Origin of the sequence: Mycobacterium sp. 1465703.0 (assembly GCF_001672975.1) — a bacterium.
In the GTDB taxonomy this organism is placed as follows: domain Bacteria; phylum Actinomycetota; class Actinomycetes; order Mycobacteriales; family Mycobacteriaceae; genus Mycobacterium.
In genome coordinates this window covers 20390-42900 of sequence record NZ_LZKU01000003.1, presented here as the reverse complement: position 1 = coordinate 42900, position 22511 = coordinate 20390, and the positions used below count along the sequence as shown (strand labels likewise).

Annotated in this window: 19 protein-coding genes and 1 tRNA gene; 8 read left to right on the top strand and 12 right to left on the bottom strand. The window is 66.4% G+C overall.

The window, feature by feature from the left end:
* Nucleotides 1-4 precede the first annotated feature (4 nt).
* Nucleotides 5-1066 (top strand): polysaccharide deacetylase family protein, encoded by a 1062-nt coding sequence (locus A5625_RS00325; RefSeq protein ID WP_066988402.1) that lies wholly within the window; start codon nt 5-7, stop codon nt 1064-1066.
* Here A5625_RS00325 and A5625_RS00320 read toward each other — a convergent pair.
* Both A5625_RS00320 and metG read right to left on the bottom strand, forming a co-directional pair.
* A complete protein-coding gene (locus tag A5625_RS00320; protein ID WP_066988401.1) occupies nt 1063-1425 on the bottom strand; it encodes a PAS domain S-box protein in 363 nt (120 codons plus the stop codon). The genes A5625_RS00325 and A5625_RS00320 overlap by 4 nt on opposite strands.
* 163 nt (nt 1426-1588) lie before the next feature.
* Complete coding sequence (metG, locus tag A5625_RS00315; protein ID WP_066988400.1) at nt 1589-3145, bottom strand: methionine--tRNA ligase; 1557 nt, start codon at nt 3143-3145, stop codon at nt 1589-1591.
* Nucleotides 3146-3178: 33 nt separating this feature from the next.
* Here metG and A5625_RS00310 point away from each other — a divergent pair, with 33 nt between their 5' ends.
* The 5 genes from A5625_RS00310 (at nt 3179) to A5625_RS00290 (ending at nt 9212) form a co-directional block, all read left to right on the top strand.
* On the top strand, nt 3179-4021 hold the full coding sequence (locus A5625_RS00310) for a TatD family hydrolase (RefSeq protein ID WP_082984170.1): 843 nt from the start codon (nt 3179-3181) through the stop codon (nt 4019-4021).
* A gap of 157 nt (nt 4022-4178) precedes the next feature.
* Entirely contained in the window at nt 4179-5306 is a 1128-nt protein-coding gene (locus A5625_RS00305; RefSeq protein WP_197515893.1) for a resuscitation-promoting factor, read from the top strand.
* The gene (rsmA, locus tag A5625_RS00300) at nt 5270-6268 is read left to right on the top strand and encodes a 16S rRNA (adenine(1518)-N(6)/adenine(1519)-N(6))-dimethyltransferase RsmA (protein ID WP_066988397.1); all 999 of its coding nucleotides are present in this window, start codon (nt 5270-5272) and stop codon (nt 6266-6268) included. The genes A5625_RS00305 and rsmA overlap by 37 nt, the downstream gene beginning before the upstream one ends.
* 18 nt (nt 6269-6286) lie before the next feature.
* Nucleotides 6287-7243, top strand: coding sequence for a 4-(cytidine 5'-diphospho)-2-C-methyl-D-erythritol kinase (locus A5625_RS00295; protein ID WP_066988396.1), 957 nt, complete (start codon nt 6287-6289; stop codon nt 7241-7243).
* Between the two features lie 334 nt (nt 7244-7577).
* Nucleotides 7578-9212 carry a fatty acyl-AMP ligase gene (locus A5625_RS00290; RefSeq protein ID WP_066988395.1) on the top strand — a complete coding sequence of 545 codons (1635 nt, stop codon included), beginning with the start codon at nt 7578-7580 and terminating at the stop codon, nt 9210-9212.
* Nucleotides 9213-9226: 14 nt separating this feature from the next.
* On the opposite strand, the gene pth is transcribed toward A5625_RS00290, so the two are convergent.
* From pth to A5625_RS00270, 4 genes are all read right to left on the bottom strand, one after another.
* Entirely contained in the window at nt 9227-9802 is a 576-nt protein-coding gene (pth, locus tag A5625_RS00285) for an aminoacyl-tRNA hydrolase (RefSeq protein WP_066988394.1), read from the bottom strand.
* A gap of 12 nt (nt 9803-9814) precedes the next feature.
* Nucleotides 9815-10483 carry a 50S ribosomal protein L25/general stress protein Ctc gene (locus tag A5625_RS00280; protein ID WP_066988393.1) on the bottom strand — a complete coding sequence of 223 codons (669 nt, stop codon included), beginning with the start codon at nt 10481-10483 and terminating at the stop codon, nt 9815-9817.
* 395 nt (nt 10484-10878) lie between these two features.
* A complete protein-coding gene (locus tag A5625_RS00275; protein ID WP_066988417.1) occupies nt 10879-11748 on the bottom strand; it encodes an oxidoreductase in 870 nt (289 codons plus the stop codon).
* A gap of 31 nt (nt 11749-11779) precedes the next feature.
* Nucleotides 11780-13015: a cytochrome P450 gene (locus A5625_RS00270; protein ID WP_066988392.1), complete on the bottom strand. Its 1236-nt coding sequence runs from the start codon at nt 13013-13015 to the stop codon at nt 11780-11782.
* 171 nt (nt 13016-13186) lie between these two features.
* Between A5625_RS00270 and A5625_RS00265 the strand changes: the two genes are divergently transcribed.
* The gene (locus tag A5625_RS00265) at nt 13187-16483 is read left to right on the top strand and encodes a LuxR C-terminal-related transcriptional regulator (protein WP_066988391.1); all 3297 of its coding nucleotides are present in this window, start codon (nt 13187-13189) and stop codon (nt 16481-16483) included.
* A gap of 1 nt (nt 16484) precedes the next feature.
* Here A5625_RS00265 and A5625_RS00260 read toward each other — a convergent pair whose 3' ends face one another.
* The 5 genes from A5625_RS00260 to A5625_RS00240 form a co-directional block, all read right to left on the bottom strand.
* Nucleotides 16485-17141, bottom strand: a complete 657-nt coding sequence (locus A5625_RS00260; RefSeq protein WP_066988390.1) for an LpqN/LpqT family lipoprotein — start codon at nt 17139-17141, stop codon at nt 16485-16487.
* Complete coding sequence (arsC, locus tag A5625_RS00255; protein WP_066988389.1) at nt 17138-17494, bottom strand: arsenate reductase (glutaredoxin); 357 nt, start codon at nt 17492-17494, stop codon at nt 17138-17140. Before arsC ends, A5625_RS00260 begins: the two co-directional genes overlap by 4 nt.
* On the bottom strand, nt 17495-18475 hold the full coding sequence (locus A5625_RS00250; protein WP_064953125.1) for a ribose-phosphate diphosphokinase: 981 nt from the start codon (nt 18473-18475) through the stop codon (nt 17495-17497). It lies immediately after the preceding gene.
* A gap of 94 nt (nt 18476-18569) precedes the next feature.
* On the bottom strand, nt 18570-20063 hold the full coding sequence (gene glmU / locus A5625_RS00245; RefSeq protein WP_066988388.1) for a bifunctional UDP-N-acetylglucosamine diphosphorylase/glucosamine-1-phosphate N-acetyltransferase GlmU: 1494 nt from the start codon (nt 20061-20063) through the stop codon (nt 18570-18572).
* A 124-nt stretch (nt 20064-20187) separates the two neighbouring features.
* Nucleotides 20188-20259: transfer RNA gene (locus tag A5625_RS00240), tRNA-Gln, on the bottom strand.
* A gap of 162 nt (nt 20260-20421) precedes the next feature.
* On the opposite strand from A5625_RS00240, the gene A5625_RS00235 reads away from it, so the two are divergent.
* Nucleotides 20422-21015 carry a TetR/AcrR family transcriptional regulator gene (locus tag A5625_RS00235; protein ID WP_156747779.1) on the top strand — a complete coding sequence of 198 codons (594 nt, stop codon included), beginning with the start codon at nt 20422-20424 and terminating at the stop codon, nt 21013-21015.
* Nucleotides 21016-21073: 58 nt separating this feature from the next.
* Here the strand turns inward: A5625_RS00235 and lysA are convergent, their stop codons facing one another.
* Nucleotides 21074-22414: a diaminopimelate decarboxylase gene (gene lysA / locus A5625_RS00230; RefSeq protein WP_066988387.1), complete on the bottom strand. Its 1341-nt coding sequence runs from the start codon at nt 22412-22414 to the stop codon at nt 21074-21076.
* Between the last annotated feature and the right edge of the window lie 97 nt (nt 22415-22511).

Sequence of the window (22511 nt, the reverse complement as noted above, 5' to 3'; positions counted from 1 at the left end):
TGTGATGGCGCGAGTCACAGACATCGGGACACGGGCGGCCATCAAGAACGTCGCGGCCGGAATGCTCTGTGCTGCAGGGGTTCCGGCATTGGCCCGGCGAAGGCATAACGACGTCCTCGCCATCGTGATGTTTCACGGTGTGGAAGATCTACCGCTGTCGCCGGCGTGCTGGCATGTCGCCGGCTTGGCGCTGTATCGCCGCCAATTGGAGTACGTCCGTGAGCACTTCAACGTCCTTCCGTTGGAGGAGGCCCTCAATCGGCTTGCTGCCGGGACGTTGCCGCCGCGAGCGATGGCGATCACGTTCGACGACGGCACTCGCAACCTCGCGACACACGCCATGCCGGTGCTGCGGGATCTGAATCTGCCCGCGGCGGTGTTCCTGGCGACCGGCCCGATCGGCACCGCGGAAACGTTGTGGCCCGATCGGCTTTGGCTGGCGATCGCCCGCAGTAATACGGCCGAAATCAACCTGGCCGCATTGGGATTGGGAACTCGTTCACTCGCCGGCGCCACCTTGCGTGGCAGGGTCTACGCGGCGGCGGTTGAGAAGTTGAAAGACCTTGCCGACGCGGAACGGATCACGGTGCTGGACGAGCTCGTCGGCGCACTGGGCTACCACGCCGACGCCGGGCCGTTCCGAATGCTCACCTGGGACGACGCGCGTGAGATGGCCCGCGACCCTTTGGTGACGCTATATCCCCACACGGTGACCCATCCCATCCTCGCCCGGTGCGATGACGACAAGATCAGGCGGGAGATCACGGATTCCTGCGCGGCACTCGAACGTGAGACTGGCTCCACACCAACGGTTTTCGCTTACCCGAACGGCCGACTACAAGACTTCGATGATCGGGCCAAGGCAGTGTTGCGTGACCGGGGGGTGCGCTGGGCGTTGTCCACCACGGCGGGATTCGCGGATCGTCGCTGTGACCCGCTGGCATTGCCCCGGTTAGCGGTGGGCAGCAGTTCGTCCTTCGACTACTTCCGGCTGATGGTTTCCGGCGGTCTGCCGCGACGGCCCGGCACCGCCGTCGCGCGGGCCACTAGGAAGGCTGTCGGCTAGCGGGCTTCTTCCCAAAGGTGCTCGGTCAGATCCTGGAACGTGGCAAGGGCGAACCGATCATCAACCCGCCTCGCCGCGGACTTGCTCATCATCGCGCGTACCACTGAGCCATCCTTGTGCGCCAGTTCGACGACCATGTTGGCGAGGGCATGCACCGTTGCCAGCAGCGAATCTGACGCCGGGGCCTGGTGAAAGATTTGTTCGAACCGCAGCGATAACGTCTCGTCCGGCTCGTAGCCCATCATGTCGGAAAATGCGGTATTGGCGAACAAGATACTGCCGTCTTGCCCGATGGCCAGTACCGGAACCGGAATGCGCTCCAGCACGACCAGTGCGGGCAACTCCCTCAAGGCGGCCATCGGCGATTGGCTCTGATACGAATTCTGGCGTCGTTCCACAGCCCGATTATGGGCTATGGCAGAAGTTATGACGGACGCTTTTGTGCAAAGCGGCGCAGAAGTATCGCGGTGTCACCGAACTCGCTTGATCCTCAATGGAATTGTCCGGTCATCGGCCGCTAGATCATTCCGCTTCGGGAACCGCCTGGTAGCGGGGGAATACACCGGTGGGAGCCGGCAGCACCGTACCGGGTGTCAGCCGGGTGCCGACGGCGTCGAACGCCCGTTGGTCGTCCGGCTGCCCGAGCAGATCCAGCAGCTTGCCCGCCGATTCGGGCATGGCGGGCTGGACCAGCAGCGCGGCGATGCGGACCGCCTCGCAGGTGACGTACAGAACGGTCCGGAACCGTGCCTGATCGGCCCCGGATTCGCTCTTGCGCAGCACCCACGGCTGCTGGGCGGAAAAGTACCTATTGGCCTCGCCGAGCATCAGCCAGATCGCTTCCAATGCCAAGTGCATCGCCTGCGAGTCGAAGCTGGCGCGTACGCGCTCCAAGAGACCGTCGGCCGTCGCGAGCAACTCGGTGTCGGCGGCAATCAGCTCGCCGGGTTCTGGAACGACGCCGTCGAGGTTCTTGGCGATCATCGACAACGACCGCTGGGCCAGGTTGCCCAGTTCGTTGGCCAGGTCGGAGTTGGTGCGGGTGACGATGGCCTCCTCGCTGAAGCTGCCGTCCTGGCCGAACGGAACTTCGCGTAACAGGAAATAACGCACCTGATCCACGCCGAAGGTGTCGATCAGCTTCACCGGGTCGACGACGTTGCCCACCGATTTGCTCATCTTCTCGCCCCGGTTGAGCAGGAATCCGTGCGCGAAAACTCTGCGCGGTAACTCGATTCCGGCCGACATCAAAAACGCGGGCCAGTACACCGTGTGGAATCGGATGATGTCTTTGCCGATCATGTGCAAGTCGGCCGGCCAATAGCGCCGGAAACGCTCCGACTCGGTGTCGGGGTAGCCAACGCCGGTCAGGTAGTTGGTCAGCGCGTCGACCCAGACGTACATCACGTGGTCGGGATGTTCGGGGACCTGCACGCCCCAGTCGAATGAGGTGCGTGAGATGGACAGATCACGCAGGCCGCCCGAGACGAAGCTGACCACCTCGTTGCGTCGCACCTCGGGCGCGATGAAGTCCGGGTTCGCCTCGTAGTGGGCCAGCAGCTTGTCGGTGTATGCCGCGAGCCGGAAGAAGTACGTCTGCTCCTCGGTCCAGGTCACCGGGGCGCCGGTTTCGACTGCCACCCGGGTCCCGTCGTCGAGGAGTTTGGTCTCCGACTCGACGAAGAACCGCTCATCGCGCACCGAATACCAGCCCGAGTAGGTGTCCAGGTAAATGTCACCGGCCGCCGACATCCGACGCCAGATCTCCTTGGACGCCTCGTGGTGGTCGGGGTCGGTGGTGCGGATGAAGCGGTCGAAGGAGATGTTCAACCGCTCCTGCAGGCGTTGGAACACATCGGAGTTGCGCCGGGCCAGCTCGGCCGTCGGGATGCCCTCGGTCGCCGCCGTTTCGACCATCTTGAGGCCGTGCTCGTCGGTGCCGGTCAGAAACCGCACATCGAATCCGTCGAGCCGCTTGAAGCGGGCGATCGCGTCGGTTGCGATGTACTCGTAGGCGTGCCCGATGTGCGGGTCGCCGTTGGGATAGGTAATCGCGGTGGTGACGTAATAGGGCCTCATCGCCCTCAACCTTATTTGTGGGCACCTTATTGTGTGCGCGTGAGCTCCCAACGCCAGCCGCCCCCGGCGCCGCAGCCCTTGAGTCCACTCGTGGATGCACACACCCACCTGGACGCCGTTGGCGCCACCGACGCCGAGGGGGTGCGGGCCATCGTGGACCGCGCCGCAGCGGTCGGCGTGGGAACGGTCGTCACGATTGCCGACGACCTGGACTCGGCGCGCTGGGTCACGCACGCCGCCCAGTGGGACCCCCGGGTGTATGCGGCGGTGGCCTTGCACCCGACCCGCGCCGACGCGCTGGACGACGCCGCCCGCGCGGAAATCGAGCGACTGGTCAACCATCCCAGGGTGGTGGCGGTCGGCGAGACGGGCATGGACCTGTACTGGCCCGGCCGGTTGGACGGCTGCGCCGAGCCGGCCGTGCAGCGCGAGGCTTTCGCCTGGCACATCGACCTGGCCAAGCGGTGCGGCAAGCCGCTGATGATCCATAACCGGGAAGCCGACCAAGATGTGCTCGATGTGCTGGCGGCCGAGGGCGCACCGGACACCGTGATCTTCCACTGCTTTTCCTCGGACGCCGCCATGGCCCGCCGCTGTGTGGACGCAGGCTGGATGCTGAGCCTGGCCGGCACCGCGAGCTTCCGCAACGCCCACGCCCTGCGCGAAGCCATCCCGTTGATACCGCCGGAGCAGCTGCTGGTGGAAACCGATGCGCCATTCTTGACGCCCCATCCCTATCGGGGGAGGCCGAATGAGCCCTATTGCCTTCCTTATACTGTTCGGGCGATCGCCGAACTGGTTGATTGTCGCCCAGAGGAGCTTGCTGAGATAACGACCGGCAACGCTCACCGGGTGTACGAATTGGTCACAGATTGAGGTTTACGACCAGGCGATTCTTATACCATCGCCGCGTCAGAGTTGCCCAACATTGACCGGTTCGTTACCGTCTTGTGATCGAACGGTAGGGCCTGCGGGCCCTTAATTTGTGACTTGCTGCTGAATGAGTGGGTTGTTGAGGGTTGGGTAGCGCGCGTTGAGTGTATTGACAAAACTTCATCAGAACCCTTCGCCGATGTTGCGACTCGTGGTCGGAGGGCTGCTGGTAGTCCTGGCATTCGCGGGCGGATATGCGGTCTCGGTATGTAAGACGGTGACATTGACCGTCGACGGGGTCGCGATGCGGGTGACCACCATGAAGTCCCGGGTCATCGACGTCGTCGAAGAGAATGGTTTCGCCATCGACGAACGCGACGACCTGTATCCCGCCGCTGATGTCGCGGTTCACGACGCCGGCAAGATCGTGTTGCGGCGCAGCCGCCCGTTGCAGATCTCACTGGACGGCCATGACACCAAACAGGTGTGGACCACCGCATCCACCGTGGACGAGGCGCTGGCTCAGTTGGCGATGACCGACACCGCCCCGGCCGCCGCCAACCGCGCCAGCCGTGTTCCGCTGGCCGGTATGGCGCTGCCCGTGGTCAGTGCCAAGACGGTCCGAATTCACGACAGCGGTGCCATCCGCACCGTGCATTTGGCGGCACCGAATGTCGCCGGTCTGCTCAGCGCCGCCGGCGCACCGCTGCAGGAGAGCGACCAGGTGGCACCCGCCGCGACGGCACCGATCGTCGACGGGATGGAAGTCGAGGTGACCCGCAACCGAATTCAGCAGGTCACGGAGCGAATCCCGTTGCCGCCGAACGCCCGTCGGATCGAAGATCCGGGTATGAACATGAGCCGCCAGGTCGTCGAGGATCCGGGCAGCCCAGGCACCCAGGACGTCACCTTCTCGGTGGCCACTGTCAACGGCGTCGAGACCGGCCGGCTGCCGATCGCCAACACCGTGATCACGCCGGCCCGCGACTCGGTGGTCCGCATCGGCACCAAGCCCGGCACCGACGTGCCCCCGGTCAGTAACGGCTCCATCTGGGATGCGATCGCGAGCTGTGAGGCCGGCGGAAACTGGGCGATCAACACCGGTAACGGGTATTACGGCGGTGTGCAGTTCGATCAGGGCACCTGGGAGCGTAACGGCGGGTTGCGGTTCGCCTCCCGCGCCGACCTCGCCACCCGCGAGGAGCAGATCACCGTTGCCGAGGTGACCCGAGAGCGCCAGGGTTGGGGCGCGTGGCCAGTGTGCAGCGGAAGAGCTGGTGCACGCTGACCATCCGGCTACTCGGGCGCACCGAGATCAGGCGGCTGGCCAAAGAACTTGAATTTCGGCCACGGAAATCCCTCGGCCAAAACTTCGTCCACGACGCCAACACGGTGCGCCGGGTGGTTTCCACGTCCGGGGTGAGCCGGTCGGACCACGTCCTGGAAGTCGGACCGGGGCTGGGATCGCTGACCCTGGCGCTGCTCGACCGCGGCGCCGCCGTCACCGCCGTCGAAATCGACCCGGTGCTGGCCGAGCGGCTGCCCCAGACGATCACCGAGCACTCGCATAGCGAAATCCAGCGCCTGACGGTGGTCAACCGCGACGTCCTGACCCTTCGCCGTGCTGATCTGGCCGAGCAGCCGACCGCCGTGGTCGCGAACCTGCCGTACAACGTCGCGGTCCCCGCGCTGCTGCACTTGCTGGCCGAGTTCCCGTCCATTCGGGTCGTGACGGTCATGGTGCAGGCCGAGGTCGCCGAGCGCCTGGCGGCGGAGCCCGGTGGCAAGGAGTACGGCGTGCCCAGCGTCAAGGTCCGCTTCTTCGGCCGGGTTCGGCGATGCGGCATGGTGTCGCCGACCGTCTTCTGGCCGATTCCCCGGGTCTACTCCGGGCTGGTCTGCATCGATCGGTACGCGAGCTCGCCGTGGCCCACCGATGAAGCCTTCCGCCGGCAGGTGTTCGAACTGATCGACATCGCATTCGGTCAGCGGCGCAAGACCTGCCGCAACGCTTTCGTGGAGTGGGCCGGCTCCGGCAGCGAGTCGGCGGATCGGTTGCTGGCGGCCAGTATTGACCCTGCCCGCCGCGGGGAGACACTCTCCATCGACGACTTCGTGCGGCTGTTGCAGCGGTCCGCCGACCGGTCCGATGGCGGCGCCGAGACAACTCCGCGGATTGCCGATCAGGGCCCGCCTCCGCCGGCTGATTGCGGGCCGTCCGGTGCGCCGTTGCGTGTGGTTGAGCGGTAGCAGCGATAGTCTGCTGCGGTGTCAGCGTCTGACGGCAACACCGCCGCGGCTTGGGTGCCCACCGGGTCGGTCACCGTCCGAGTGCCTGGAAAGGTCAACCTCTATCTGGCGGTCGGCGACCGTCGCGAGGACGGCTATCACGAGCTGACGACGATCTTCCAGGCCGTCTCGCTGCTCGACGAGGTGACGGTCCGCAATGCCGACGTGCTCTCGCTCGAAATGGTCGGCGAGGGCGCCGACAAGCTGCCCACCGACGAGCGCAACCTGGCCTGGCAGGCCGCCGAGCTGATGGCCGAACACGTCGGCCGGGCGCCGGATGTGTCGATCATCATCGACAAGTCCATTCCGGTGGCCGGCGGAATGGCCGGTGGCAGCGCCGACGCTGCGGCGGTGCTGGTCGCGATGAACTCGCTGTGGGAACTCAACGTGCCGCGCCGTGATCTGCGGATGCTGGCCGCGCGGCTGGGCAGCGACGTGCCGTTCGCACTGCATGGCGGCACCGCGTTGGGCACCGGTCGCGGCGAGGAGCTGGCGACGGTGTTGTCCCGCAACACCTTCCACTGGGTGTTGGCGTTCGCCGGCGGCGAGCTGCTGACGCCGGCCGTCTTCACCGAACTGGACCGGCTGCGGGCGGCCGGGGATCCGCCCCGGCTGCCCGCGCCCGGGCCGGTGCTGGCCGCCCTGGCGGCCGGCGACGCCGAGCAACTGGCACCGTTGTTGGGCAACGAGATGCAGGCGGCCGCGGTGAGTCTCGACCCCGGCCTGCGCCGGACGTTGCGCGCCGGTGTGGAGGCCGGGGCGCTGGCCGGCATCGTGTCGGGCTCGGGGCCGACGTGTGCCTTCCTCTGCCGGTCGGCGGCCGCGGCGGTCGACGTCGGCACCGAGGTTTCCGGAGCGGGTGTCTGCCGCACGGTGCGGGTCGCCAGTGGGCCGGTGGTGGGCGCTCGCGTGGTCCCGGCACCTACCGAGGTGTGAATCTTTACCCCATTTTGCGCATGGGTTTGGCGCGTCCCTAAGAGGAGCTTAAGATATTGCGCGGTGACGGGAAACGTTGAGCAAGATCACTTAATTCCATCGTCCGCCGGGCGTCCCGGCGGACGATTACTGAATCGGGCCCGAGGTTTCTGGGTTCCGTTTCGCGCTCATCGAGTGACCGACCGTCGCTGGATTGCGGCGGGCGCGGGCGCGTCACCGATTCGAGACCTAGCAGCCGCCCAATTGTGTTTGCGTGGCTGCGGCGAAGTGCTGGTCAGCGGCGGAATATGAGATCCCGGGCGTTGGGACGAGGGCTGGAACCGAGGAGGCTTTTGTGAGCAGGTTTACCGAGAAGATGTACCGCAATGCCCGGTCCGCGAAGACGGGCATGGTCACCGGTGAACCCCACGAACCGGTCCGCCACACCTGGGGCGAGGTCCACGAGCGCGCCCGTCGTATCGCGGGCGGCCTGGCCGCCGCCGGCATCGGGCCGGACGACGCGGTAGGTGTGCTCGCCGGTTATCCGGTGGAGATCGCGCCGACGGCGCAGGGCCTCTGGATGCGTGGGGCCAGCCTGACCATGCTGCACCAGCCCACGCCGCGAACCGACCTGGCCGTCTGGGCCGAGGACACCATGAACGTCATCGGCATGATCGAGGCGAAGGCCGTCGTCGTCTCCGAGCCGTTCCTGGTGGCCATCCCGGTCCTCGAGGAGAAGGGCATCAAGGTCCTCACCGTCGCCGACCTGCTCGCGGCGGAACCGATCGACCCCGTCGAGGTCGGCGAGGACGCGCTCGCGTTGATGCAGCTGACCAGCGGCTCAACCGGATCGCCGAAGGCCGTGCAGATCACCCACCGCAACATCTACTCCAACGCCGAGGCGATGTTCATCGGCGCCCAGTACAACGTCGACACGGACGTCATGGTCAGCTGGCTGCCTTGCTTCCACGACATGGGCATGGTCGGCTTCCTCACCATCCCGATGTACTTCGGCGCCGAGCTGGTCAAGGTCACCCCGATGGACTTCCTGCGCGACACGCTGCTGTGGGCCAAGCTCATCGACAAGTACAAGGGCACCATGACCGCGGCGCCCAACTTCGCGTACGCCTTGCTGGCCAAGCGGCTGCGTCGCCAGGCCAAGCCCGGCGACTTCGACCTGTCCACCCTGCGCTTCGCCCTGTCCGGCGCCGAACCGGTCGAGCCCGCCGACGTCGAGGACCTGCTCGACGCGGGCAAGCCGTTCGGCCTGAACCCGGCGGCCATCCTGCCGGCCTACGGCATGGCCGAAACCACGCTGGCCGTGTCCTTCTCGGAATGCAACGCCGGTCTGGTGGTCGACGAAGTCGACGCCGACCTGCTGGCCGCCCTGCGCCGCGCCGTACCGGCCACCAAGGGCAACACCCGCCGGCTGGCCACGCTCGGCCCGCTGCTGCAGGACCTCGAGGCGCGCATCATCGACGAGAACGGCGATGTGATGCCCGCCCGCGGCGTCGGCGTCATCGAGCTGCGCGGTGAGTCGTTGACTCCCGGCTACCTCACCATGGGTGGCTTCATTTCGGCGCAGGACGAGAACGGCTGGTATGACACCGGTGACCTCGGCTACCTGACCGAGGAGGGCCACGTCGTGGTCTGCGGCCGCGTCAAGGACGTCATCATCATGGCGGGCCGCAACATCTATCCCACCGACATCGAGCGGGCCGCCTGCCGCGTCGAGGGCGTGCGGCCCGGCTGCGCGGTGGCGGTCCGGCTGGACGCCGGCCACTCCCGCGAAACCTTCGCCGTGGCGGTGGAGTCCAACGCCTTCCAGGACCAGACCGAGGTCCGTCGCATCGAGCACCAGGTTGCCCGCGAAGTGGTGGCCGAGGTGGACGTGCGGCCGCGCAACGTGGTGGTGCTCGGCCCGGGAACCATCCCGAAGACACCGTCGGGCAAGCTGCGCCGATCCACGTCCGTAAGCCTGGTCACCTAGTCCGGTTGGCCGGCCTACCAGGCGTGGACGCGATTCTGCGCGGGCTCTAGCCCCAGTTCGACCAGCAACTCGGTGGCATCCGCGGCCTGCTCGCAGATGATGGGCACCTCGGCACGTTCGGCGGCGCTGAAGCTTTCCAAGACAAACGCCGCCGGGTCTTTGCGTCCCGGCGGGCGGCCGATGCCGATGCGGACTCGCTGAAAGTCCTTGCTGCCCAACGCGTTAGCGACCGAACGCAGACCGTTGTGACCGCCTTCGCCGCCGCCGATCTTGAGCCGGATGCGGCCGAAGTCCAAGTCGAGGTCGTCGTGGATGACGATGATGCCGCCCGGTGTCACCGAGTAGAACTTCGCCAACGGGCCGACCTGGCGGCCGGATTCGTTCATGTAGCAGCGCGGCTTGGCCACCACTACGGGGTGTCCGGCGAGGCGGCCGCTGACAATCTCAGCGCCGGAACGCTTGTGCGCCTTGAACTTCGAACCCATCCGTGCCGCCAGCAGGTCGGCGACCATGAACCCGACGTTGTGTCGAGTCCGGGCGTAGTTGTCTCCGGGATTGCCCAGGCCGACGACCAACAACGGCTCGGCCACGTTGCGATCCGCCTACTCGGACTCGGCTTCGGCGGCCTCTTCTTCGCCGGCCGCTGCTTCCTCTTCGCCTTCGGACGCCGCGGCTTCCTCGGTGACCTCGCCCGCGCCCTCTTCGGCGAGTTCCTCGGCGGTCGGCGCGGTAACCACGTTGACCACCAGCGTCTCCGGGTCGGAGATCAGGGTGACGCCCTTGGGCAGGCCGACCTGTCCGGCGGTGAACTGGGTGCCCGGCTCGGCACCCTCGACCGACACCGTCAGCTGCTCGGGAATCGACAGGGCGTCGGCCTCGACCTCGATGGCGGTGGCGTCCTGGGTCACCAGCGTGCCCGGCACGGCCTCGCCCTCGATGACGACGCGGACCTCGACGACGACCTTCTCGCCGCGACGCACGACCAACAGGTCGGCGTGCTGAATGGTGCGGCGAATCGGGTGGATGTCGAGCGACTTGGTCAGTGCCAGCTGCTCCTTGCCGTCGATGTCGAGGGTCAGCACGGCGTTGGTACCGGCGTGGCGCAGCACCGCCGCGAAGTCGTGTCCGGGCAGTTCCAGGTGCTGCGGGTCGGCGCCGTGGCCGTAGAGGACGGCTGGAATCTTGCCGTCGCGACGGGCCCGCCGGGACGCACCCTTGCCGGTCTCGCCGCGGACCGCGACCTTCAGCTGGTTGACTGCTTGCTTGGCCATCGTGTCGCTCCTGTGTGCTCGCCTGTGTTTCGGGGCACGGCCAGGTACGCGACGAATCGTCGGTCTCCGTCGATAACGGTGCTGGCCAGCCAGCTACCCTCGCCGTGACGCCCGGTCAGGTTAGCGCATCTGCACCTCAGAGGGGAAATTCTGCGCCTGGGCGGCCGCGGTCCGCGTGCGAGTCACCTGTCACTCGGCCGTCACACCTCACTCGGCCGTCACACCTCGCTCGGCAGTCACGCCCGTCACTCGGCGGAGGTGATGGTGCACGTGCCCACCTTTGAGCGACAAACCTGCGGCCGCCACGTACGCCGCCCCTGTTGTCGCTCAGAGGCGGGCAAAACGTCTATTGGTTCTGTCGAGGGACTCCTGTGTCGCCTGGGACCGACGTGACCTCAAAGGGGGAATTTGGTCTTCGTGAGCTGTTCGGACAGCGACCACAGCGCCGCCGCGGTGGCCGAATCCCGGGCGCGCCGGCTGCGCCCCACCGGTTGGGTGCGGCCCATCTGACCGAAGCGGGGACCGACGAACGTGTCTCCCGGCAGGTCCTGGGATGCCGCGTACAAGGTTTGCCGGGCACCGAAATCGGCGTTGGTCGCGACTACCCGCGTCACCGCCGACATCAGCGTGTCACCCAATTTGCGGCCGGAGGCGCCCTGCAGGTTGGTGTGCGAGTAACCCGGGTGGGCCGCCAGCGCGCGTAGCGGGGAACCGGCCGCGGTGAGCCGCCGCTGCAGCTCGCTGGTGAACAGCAGGTTGGCGAGTTTGGACTGGCTGTAGGCCAGCCACGCCGAGTAGCGCCGGTTCTGCCAGTTCAGGTCGTCGAGGTTGATGCTTCCGGGCCAGTGCGCCATCGACGACACGGTGACCACCCGATCGGTCAGCTTGGGCAGCAACAGGTTCGTCAGCGCGAAGTGGCCCAGATGGTTGGTGCCGATCTGGGTCTCGAAGCCGTCGACCGTCAGCCCGAAGGGGGCGGCCATGATGCCGGCATTGTTGATCAGCACGTCGGCGTTGTTCACCCCGTCGGCGAACCGGCGCACCGATGACAAATCCTGCAGGTCAAGTTCACGGACCTCGACCTGACCGGCCATCTGACGGGCCGCCGTCTCGCCCTTGCGAATGTTGCGGACGGCCATGATGATCGTGGCCCCTCGTCGCGCCAGCTCGCGGGCCGTCACGGCGCCCAGCCCGCTGTTGGCGCCAGTGATGATGACGGTTCGTTCGGCAAACGACGGTAGGTCTGCGGCGGTCCAGCCGGTCATGGCTGACAACACTAATCGCGATGCGGACCGCCTAGTGCCCTACGTCGAATTCCAGCGGCAAGGTGACGGGACCGGTGATTCCACTGATGGCTTTCCATGGGACCGGGCCGATTGGCCGAGGATTGGGCATGCGTTGGGTGATCACCCGCAGCGCTTCGGTCAGTTCGAGTCGCGCGAGGTGGGCGCCCAGGCAGTAATGCACGCCGCCGCCGAAGGTGAGCATGGCCGGAGGGTCCGCTCGGGTGATGTCGACGCGGTCGGGATTTGGGTAGACGTCGGGGTCACGGTTCGCTGCGGCGGTGTTGGCGAGCACCAGGGTGCCCGCAGGAATGCACACCCCGGCCAGTTCAATGTCTTCGGCGGCCTTGCGGATGGTGCCGAAAATGATGGGGCAATAGCGCATCAGCTCATGAACCGCGTCGGCCGCCAATTCGGGGTGCCGGCCCACTAAGGCCCATTGGTCGGGGTGGTCGGCCAGCACCTGCACCGCCGCCGCGAGCTGGTTGCGGGTCGTGTCGGTACCGGCACCGAGGAGGGTGGCGCTCAGCATGAGCAGCTCGTCGTGGGTGAGCCGGTCACCGTCGTCTTCGGTGCGGATGAGCTCGGAGATCAGGTCGTCGGACAGCGATGCGCGGCGCCGCGCGATGAGTTCCTCGAGGTAGGCGTCGAGCTGATCCCATGCGGCCAAGATCGCCGGGCCGTCTTCGGCGACGTTCCAGTCGAAGATCTTCTTGATGTCATCGGTCCAGTCGCTGAACAGGTGCCAGTCCTCGGGCGGTGCGCCCAGTAACGCGCAGATGACGGGCGCGGGGTAGCCGCGGGCGATGTCGGAAACGACGTCGCAGCGACCTGCGGCCGTGAGTGGTTCGACCAGGCCATTGATGATCTCGATGACCAGCGTGCGCAACCGCTCTGCGCCCCGGGGTGCAAAGGCCTTCGACACCAGCCGGCGCTGCCGGTGATGCACATCGCCGTCGAGCCCGAGGATATTGCTGATCGCCCTATCCCACAGCGGGCCGGAGGTGATGCCCTGCAGGTCGAGTCCGAGGCCGTGCGCTGTGATAAATCTGTTGTCGCGCAATACAGTTCGGACCAGTTCGTAGCTCAAGACTTCCGGTCCGTGCGGGCCGAGGGCGATCGGCGATAGTTCGCGGGCGCCGTCGATAATGCGGTGTGCCTCGTCGGGATCGGTGAGATGGTCGTAGGCAATGACGGGCAGGCCGGCGTCGAAAACGCTCGGGCATGTGGTCGTCTGGGCGATTGTCATGGCGGCCTCCTTGGTCGGGTGTAGTCGACTATCCGGCCCCGCACGGCCCACACCATCCGCCGCGACGCGCATATCTGCGCGCCGGGGGGTCGTAGATCCGTGCGCCCGCCGTGGTGGATCTGCGCGCATTGGCCGATGTTTTGCCTCGTCGGAGACGCAATCCTGGCTAACATGAGCCAACACGCGGAGATAGCGCCGCTAACCTGGGACGATTTGGGCGTGGTCGAGTTGCTGCCGACCGGAACGGTGACATTGCTGCTGGCCGATGTCGAGGGCTCGACGCGGTTATGGGAAACGCAACCCGCGCAGATGACCGACGCGCTGGCCCAGCTGAACAAAATCGTGAACGAGTCGGTCGCTGCGCATGACGGGGTGCGCCCGCTCGAACAGGGTGAGGGCGATAGCTTTGTGGCCGCCTTCGCCCGGGCATCCGATGCGGTGGCGTGTGCGCTGGAGTTGCAGCGCGCCCCGTTGGCGCCGATCCGGGTACGTATCGGAATACACACCGGTGAGATTCAACTGCGCGACGACGCCAACTACGCGGGCCCCACCATCAATCGCACGGCGCGGTTGCGCGATCTCGCCCACGGCGGGCAGACCGTGTTGTCGGGCGCAACCGAATCGATGGTGCTGGACCGGCTACCCGACGGCGTGTGGCTCGCCGACCTGGGTAGCTACCCGTTGCGCGATGTACCGCGTCCCGAGCGTGTCGTCCAACTGTGCCACCCGGATCTGCGCAACGACTTCCCGCCGCTTCGGGTGCGCACCGTGGTGACGTCGCACAACCTACCGGCCCAGCTGACGAGTTTTGTTGGGCGCCAACAGCAAATGAAGGAGTTGCAGCAACTGGTTGGCGGCAACCGGTTGGTCACCTTGACCGGCGCGGGTGGCGCGGGCAAGACCAGGCTGTCCGTGGAAGTCGCCGCCGCGCTCAGTGGCGAATTTTCCGATGGGATCTGGTACGTAGACCTGGCGCCCATCACCAATCCTGCTGTGGCGCCGTTGACAGTCGCCCGCACCTTGGGGCTACCCGATCAGCCTGGCCGCTCCACGATGGATCTGCTGTTACGGTTCTTCGGCGAAAAGCGGATGTTGTTGGTGCTCGACAATTGTGAGCATCTGCTCGACGCATGCGTGGCGATGGTCGTCGAGTTACTTGCGGCGTGCCCACATTTGGCGATCCTGACGACCAGCCGGGAACCGCTCGGAGTGTCCGGCGAACTGACGTGGCGGGTACCTTCATTGTCTCTTACCGACGAAGCGATCGAATTGTTCACCGACCGTGCCCGTCGGGCGCGCCCCGGATTCGTTGTGGACGAGGACAATAACGCGCAGGTGACCGAAATCTGCGCGCGCTTGGATGGCATGCCGTTGGCGATCGAGCTTGCCGCGGCGCGCGTTCGCGCGCTGTCGCCTGACCAGATCTTGGACAGCCTGCATGACCGGTTTCGCCTGCTGACCGGAGGTGCACGCACCGCGGTTCGCCGCCAGCAGACGCTGCGGGCGTCGGTGGATTGGTCGCATGCGCTGCTCACCGAGCCCGAGCAGGTGCTGTTTCGAAGGCTGGCGGTGTTCGCCGGTGGCTTTGACCTCGATGCCGCCCAATCCGTCGGCGCCGACGGCGAAGTGGAGCGGTATCAATTGCTGGACCAGCTGAGCCTCTTGGTCGACAAATCTTTGGTGGTCGCCGACGACACCGGCACCGGAATGCGATACCGCTTGCTGGAGACCGTACGCCAGTACGCGCAAGAAAAACTCGGCGAGTCCGGTGAGGCCGACCGGGTGCGAACTCGCCACCGCGACTACTACACCGCCAAGGCTGTCGCGTTTGGTTCTCAGGGGCTCAGCGGTGTTGATCCACTATTACGTTGGGCGCAGCGGGAAATCGAGAATCTACGAACCGCTTACGGTTGGAGCCGGGAGAACTCGGACATCGAAACAGCGATGCGGCTGATCCTGTCGCTGCAACCATTGTGGTTGCGGGCCGGCCGTGTCGGTGAAGCACTGGCGGGTTTAGACGCTGTCTTGGCTGACGAGGGGCCCGTGCCTATCGCACCTGCCGTGCGGGCAGGTGCGGTGATCGAGCGACAGTTCCTCGCCGCTTGGTTGGGCCTTCCAACGGAATTGAGTGCGGCGCAGGACGCATTGGCCGTCGCCCGTGAGCTCAACGACCCGGCATTGATCACCCGTGCCCTCATCAGCTGCGCGATGAGCGCCGTCTATACGCCCGAGGTGCTCCAGCGCTACTTCGCCGAAGCAACCGAACTGGTCCGCGCGGCTGGAGACCAGTGGACGCTATGCCAAATCTTGAGCCACCAGGCGACGGCCGGCGCCATGTCCGGTGAACCGACCGCCGCACGTGCGGCCGCCGAAGAAGGACGCGACCTCGCCGACGCGCTCGGCGATCGGTTCTACTCACGGAACTGCCGAACCTGGCTCGTGGTAGCGCTGATGATGCAAGGAAACCTTGCCGAAGCGGCCGAAATTGCACGTTGCTTGGCCACCGAGGCCGCGGAGGCCGGGGATGTGTTGATGAATGTTTACGGATGCCTGGTGCATGGCGTTGTACTGGCCCGCCAAGGGCACGGGCCCGCTGCACGCGCAGCGGGGCAATCCGCGGGGGTAGCCGCAGAGGTGCTGGGCGGAGTTTCCGAAGACTCGGTGTACGCGGTCCTGGCTGACGCCGCTTTGGCTGCCGGCGATGGTACTGCCGCAATGCAGTTCTGCGAGAAGGCATGGGAGCACACCAATCCGCTACGCGAAGTGTTCACTAGATCCACCAGCCCGATCGCCCAGGCGGCCTTAGCAAGTGGTGATGTGCCCACAGCGCGCCGCTGGGCCGACGAGAACATCGCATTGACACCGGGCTGGCAACGAGTGCCGACACTGGTAGTACGCGCCTACATTGCGATGGCCCAAGGTGACCCGGGGCAGGCTGAGCGTGACGCTCACGAGGCTCTCACGATCGCCGAAGGCACCCGCGGATATTTGCATGTTGACGACGCCCTGGAATGTCTTGCCCGCTTGGCCGCCGCCAACGGCAGTCACCAGCACGCGGCGCGCCTGTTGGGCGCAGCGGAGACCATACGGCAACGCATGGACCACCCCCGCTTCCCGATGTATGAGGCGGATTACCAGGCCACCGTGACGAAGGTCCGGGAAGAATTGGAGCAGAAAGACTTTGACGCCGCCTGGGCCGAAGGGGCCGCTTTATTTACCGGGGAAGCAATCGCGTACGCGCAACGTGGCCGTGGCGAACGCAGACGCCCGGCCACCGGCTGGGACTCCCTGACCCCGATGGAAAGCGACGTGGTGCGCCTGGTGGCAGAAGGCCTGGGCAACAAGGAGATCGGGGCCCGGCTGTTCATCTCACCGCGCACCGTGCAGACCCACCTGACTCACGTCTACGCGAAGCTTGGTCTGACGTCCCGCGTCCAGCTCGTCCAAGAAGCGGGTCGCCGCGCTTGAATCACTTCGCCGCGACGACGAATCCGTGAATTATGGCGTCGATGTCAGTCGACTGCGCGGCCGCCTGATTGGCGAAGCCGGTGATGGTCAGCTGTACCAGGTAACGCTGGTGTGCGGGCGGCGATCCGGTCGGAATGACGATGCGGTTCCAGCTGTGCAGCCGCATGCCGTCGAGATCGTAGCTGCCCTGGATCATCGATGAGGGAAAGCCGTTGTAGGGCGCGCCCGAGGCGTCCAGCTGCTTGAAGTTCTCGAACAGTTGCGCATCGTCGTTGCCGTGTTTGATGACTTGGGCCGGGTCGAAATCACCGTTGAGCTTGAACACCACCAGCCGCGCCGTCGGGAATTTGCCGCCCTGCGAGATGATCAGGGTTTCCGGGTTGATGTTCGGGCTGGTGAACGGCGACCAGCCCGGGGGTGTGGGTATCGACACGGTCAGATCGGGCAGGGATCCCGGTGCGACCGGTTGCCCGGTCACTCCGATGCTTTGCAGATACTGCGACAGGGGAACCGGCTTTTCCTTCGCCGCGGTGGTCGTGGTCGTCGGGGTTTTCGACAAAATCGATTGGTAATCAGGCGGTTTCGGCGCACAGCCGCCGGAGGAGAGAGCCACCGCAATTACCGCGGCAGCAGACACGCAGCTGCCGAGCCGATTCACAGAATCTCGCGGACCGCGTCGATCGGGCGGGCCAGCCGAGTGCCCTTCGGTGTGACGACGAAGGGCCGCTCGATGAGAATGGGGTGCTCGGCCATGGCGTCCAGCAACTGGTCGTCGGTCGCGTCCGCCAGATTGAGTTCCTCGTATAAGGATTCACGCTTGCGCACGGCGGTGCGCACGTCGATGCCGGCCTCGCGGATCATCTTCACCAGCTCGGCCCGTGACGGCGGGGTCTTCAGGTACTCGACAACGGCGGGATCAAACCCGTTGTCGCGCAACAGGTCCAGCGTTTTGCGGGAGGTACTGCAGCGTGGGTTGTGATAGATAACGGCTTGGTCTGGCTTGCCAGCCATTTAGGCGTCTCCGTCGAAAAGCCCGGTGACTGAGCCGTTTTCGAAGACAGCCCGGATGGTGCTGGCCAGCAGCGGCGCGATGGACAAGACCGTCAGCTGCGGGAACCGCTTCTCCTCGCCGATCGGCAGGGTGTTCGTCACGATCACTTCCCGGGCGCCGCAGGCGGCCAGCCGCTCGGCGGCCGGATCCGAAAGCACACCGTGGGTGGCCGCGATGATCACGTCACCGGCCCCCTCGTCGCGCAGCAGCTTCACCGCGCCGGCGATGGTGCCGCCGGTGTCGATCATGTCGTCGATCAGCACGCAGGTGCGTCCGGCCACCTCACCGACGACCCGGTTGGACACCACCTGGTTGGGCACCCGGGGGTCGCGGGTCTTGTGAATGAAGGCCAGCGGGACGCCGCCCAGGGAGTCGGCCCATTTCTCGGCGATGCGCACCCGGCCGGAGTCGGGCGAGACGACCACCATGTTGCCGTCGGGATAGTTGTCGCGGATGTAGCCGGTCAGCAGGTTCTGCCCGCGCATGTGGTCGACCGGCCCGTCGAAGAAACCCTGGATCTGGTCGGTGTGCAGGTCGACGGTGACGATCCGGTCCGCGCCCGCGGTCTTGAGCAGGTCGGCGACCAGCCGCGCCGAGATCGGTTCGCGGCCGCGGTGCTTCTTGTCCTGCCGGGCATAGGGGTAGAACGGCATGACGGCGGTGATCCGCTTGGCGCTGCCCCGCTTGAGGGCGTCGATCATGATCAGCTGTTCCATCAGCCAGTTGTTGACCGGGTCCGGGGCCGACTGCAGGACGAAGGCGTCGCACCCGCGCACCGATTCGTGGAACCGCACGAAGATCTCACCGTTGGCGAACTCCCGCGCGGTCTGTGCGGTGACGTGGACGTCGAGCTCCTTGGCCACCTGCTCGGCAAGCTCCGGATGCGCGCGGCCCGAGAAGAGCATCAAATTTTTGCGGTTATCAGTCCAGTCGTGGCTCAACGCACTGCCCTCGGCAAATCGGGGTGGGGGATCGAAGGCCCCATCGTACGAAGCGAATCGTACGGAAAAGTGGCCGGGTTGCCAGCTGCCACACTCACGGTGTCGGCTCGGCTTCTGGCGGGGGGCCGGCCTGGGCGACCTGTGCGGCGGCCTTCTCGGCGGCTTCTGCCGCTTGCGCGGCCGCGGTGCCCGGGCGTTTGCGTTGCACCCAGCCTTCGATATTGCGCTGCGGACCAGCGGATACCGCCAGCGTTCCGGGCGGGACGTCGTTGCGCACCACGGTGCCCGCGCCGGTGTAGGCGCCGTCTCCGACCGTCACCGGGGCCACGAACATGGTGTCGGAGCCGGTCCGCACGTGCGAGCCGATGGTGGTGCGTCGTTTGGATTCGCCGTCGTAGTTGACGAACACGCTGGACGCGCCGATGTTGCTGTGTTCGCCGATGTCGGCGTCCCCGACGTAGGTCAGATGCGGCACTTTGGAGCCGGTGCCGATGGTGGCGTTCTTGGTCTCCACGAACGCCCCGAGCTTGCCGTCGTCGCCGAGCACGGTGCCCGGCCGCAGGTAGGTGAACGGGCCGACGGTCGCGCCGGCGCCGATCGACGACGAGGTGCCGTGGGTCCGCACCACCGAGGCACCCTCGCCCACGCTGACGTCGGTCAGGGTGGTGTCCGGGCCGACGACGCAATGCCCGCCGATTTGAGTGCGGCCCAGCAGCTGTGTCCCCGGGTTGATCACGGTGTCGCGACCGATGGTGACGTCGACGTCGATCCAGGTGGTGGCCGGGTCGACGATGGTGACGCCGGCCATCTGGTGAGCCGCGACGATCCGGCGGTTGAGTTCGGCGCCCAGCTGTGCGAGTTGAACGCGATTGTTGACCCCGGCCACCAGCGCGCTGTCGTCGACGTGGCGGGCATGGATGGCCAGGCCGTCGCCGCGCAGGATGCCGATGACGTCGGTCAGGTAGAGCTCGTGCTGGGCGTTGTTGGAGCTCAACCGGTTCAGTGCCGAACGCAAGGCCGCGGTATCGAAGGCGTAGACGCCGGCGTTGACCTCGCGAATCTCGCGTTGTGAGGGCGTGGCATCGGCGTGCTCCACGATCGCCATCACCTCGTTGTCCTGGGTGCGCAGGATGCGGCCATAGCCGCTGGGGTCGGTCACGGTCGTGGTCAGCACCGTGACCGCGGCCGGCGCCGCGCTGTGGGTGGCGATCAGGTCGGCCAGGGTGTCGGCGTCCAGCAGCGGGGTGTCACCCGAGGTGACGACGACCACGCCGGCGTAATCGGCGGGCAGCGCGGACAAGCCACACAACACCGCGTCGCCGGTGCCCCGGGGCCGGTCCTGCAGCGCCACGTCGATGGGACGGCCCAGGGCGTCGGCCCAGTCGGCGACCAGCGGTGCGATGCGCTCGTGGTCATGGCCCAAAACGACGGCCAGGTGTTGCGGCGCCACCTTGGTGATCGCGTGCAGCAGGTGGGACAGCATGCTGCGTCCACCGATGGTGTGCAGGACTTTTGGGGTGTCCGACCGCATCCGGGTGCCGGGCCCGGCCGCCAGCACCAGGACCGCGGTATCACCAGGAGACGACATCAACCCTCCTCTTGGGTATGTGCCGCGCGGGCTGCGCGCGCGAGTGCCGACACGCCGTCAAGCGTGTCACCTCAGCTGCGGTGAAGGCAAAAAACGATGCGGATATCGCAACCAGCAATCGAAGCTCCGTCGCCAGGACTCGAACCTGAACTATCTGAACCAAAATCAGAGGTGCTGCCGATTACACCACGACGGATCGCTAACCCGAGGCGAGCGGCGGATGGACACCCGACCGCGCCACCAAGACTTTAGTCTGACGACGATGCGGGCCGCTTGTCGGCTGTTGACCGATACGCTGAGTGACGTGGCCGTGCTGGACAAGGAACCGGACAAAGAGGTGCGGGCGCCGCGCGCGCGGATGACCGGCACCGAACGCCGGCAACAGCTCATCGGCATCGCACGCTCGCTTTTTGCCGAACGCGGGTACGAAGGCACCTCGATCGAGGAGATCGCGCTGCGTGCCAACGTGTCCAAACCGGTGGTCTACGAGCATTTCGGCGGCAAGGAAGGCCTGTACGCCGTGGTGGTCGACCGGGAGATGTCGGCGTTGCTGGACGGCATCACGTCGTCGCTGACCAACAACCGGTCCCGGGTGCGCGTCGAGCGGGTGGCACTGGCGTTGCTCACCTACGTCGAAGAGCGCACCGACGGCTTCCGGATCATGATCCGCGACTCGCCGGCCGCGATCAGCTCGGGCACCTACTCCAGCCTGCTCAACGACGCCGTCAACCAGGTCAGTTCCATCCTGGCCGGCGACTTCTCCCGCCGCGGCCTGGATCCCGGGCTGGCGCCGCTGTACGCGCAGGCGCTGGTCGGCTCGGTGTCGATGACCGCGCAGTGGTGGCTCGACACCCGGGAGCCCAAGAAAGAAGTGGTGGCCGCGCATCTGGTCAACCTGATGTGGAACGGACTGACCCACCTCGAGGCGGACCCCCGGCTACAGGACGAGTAGCCGGCCTACCCCATGGTGGGACCCGCTGCGCCCGGCTTGGCCGCGCTTGCGATCGCCACTAACCGCAGTCGCGGGCCAGCAGGTCGGCAACCGTCTCCCGGCGCACCAGTTCGCGCGCCCGACCGTCCTTGACCGCCACCAGCGCGGGGCGGCCGACCATGTTGTAGTTCGACGCCATGCTGTGGTGATACGCACCGGTGCAGGGCACGGCCAGCAGGTCGCCGGGACGCAGATCGGACGGTAGCTCAATGTCGCGGGCGATCTCGTCGCCCGATTCGCAGTGCCGGCCGGCCACGGTGACGCGCTGCTTGGCGCCCATCGAATGCCGGTTGGCCAGCGCGGCCGTATATCTCGCGCCGTAAAGCGACACCCGCGGGTTGTCGCTCATGCCGCCGTCGACCGCCACGAAGGTGCGTCCACCCGGCTGGGTTTTGATCGAGCACACCCGGTACAGCGTCACGCCGGCCCGGCCGCAGATGGCCCGCCCCGGCTCCACCACGACCTGCGGCCGCGGGAAATGCTCGGCGGCACAGGCCTCGTCGAGAGCGTTCTCGATGACGTCGGCCAGTTGCTCGAGATTGAGCTCGCGATCACCGGGGACGTAGGGGATGGCGTGCCCGCCGCCGATGTTCAGTTCGGTGAGGATGACGCCGTGCCGGGCCCGGATGTCGGCCATCGCGGCGATCATCCGGCGAATCGCTTCGCCGTACAGGGCGGGATCGGTGACCTGCGAGCCGATATGACAGTGCAGCCCGACCAAATCGAGGATGGGGTGCGACAGCACCCGCTGGGCCGCGACGTCGGCTCGGTCGCCGTGCAGCGTGAAGCCGAATTTCTGGTCGCTGACACCGGTGGTGACGGCGCGGTGTCCGTGGATGTCAATGTCGGGGGTCACCCGCAGGAGCACCGGCTGACGCCGTTGCGCCAGGCCGGCGAGGTAGGCGATCTCGATGCAGGAATCCAGCACGATGCGCCGCACGCCGACGCGCACCGCTTCACGCAACTCCTCAGGTGATTTCGCGTTGCCGTGCATGACGATGCGGGCCGGGTCGACTCCACCGGCAAGCGCGACGGCCAGCTCTCCGCTGGAGCAGATGTCGATGCCGAGGCCCTCTTCGCGGGCCCAGCGGGCCACCGCGGTGCTCAACAGCGACTTTCCGGCGTAGACGACCTCGATACCGCGCAGGGTGCGGCGGTAGCGGCGGGCGCGCTGCCGGAAATCGGTTTCGTCGATGACGTAGGCCGGGGTGTGGAACTCGTCGGCGATATCGGCCAGTGGTACACCGCCGACGCACAGCCTGCCCTCCTCGTCGGGATGGGCGGTGATAGGCCAGATAGCAGGATCGAAACGAGGGGAAGCCGCCTGGCCGAGAGACGGCAGAATATCCAGCAAGGTCATGAATCCAACTTGCGCCCGCGGGTAATCACGTGGTGCTTTTCTTACGATCCCTTGACGGCGGCGAGCTCAATATTGACGTGGTTCGGTGTGTCCGGCC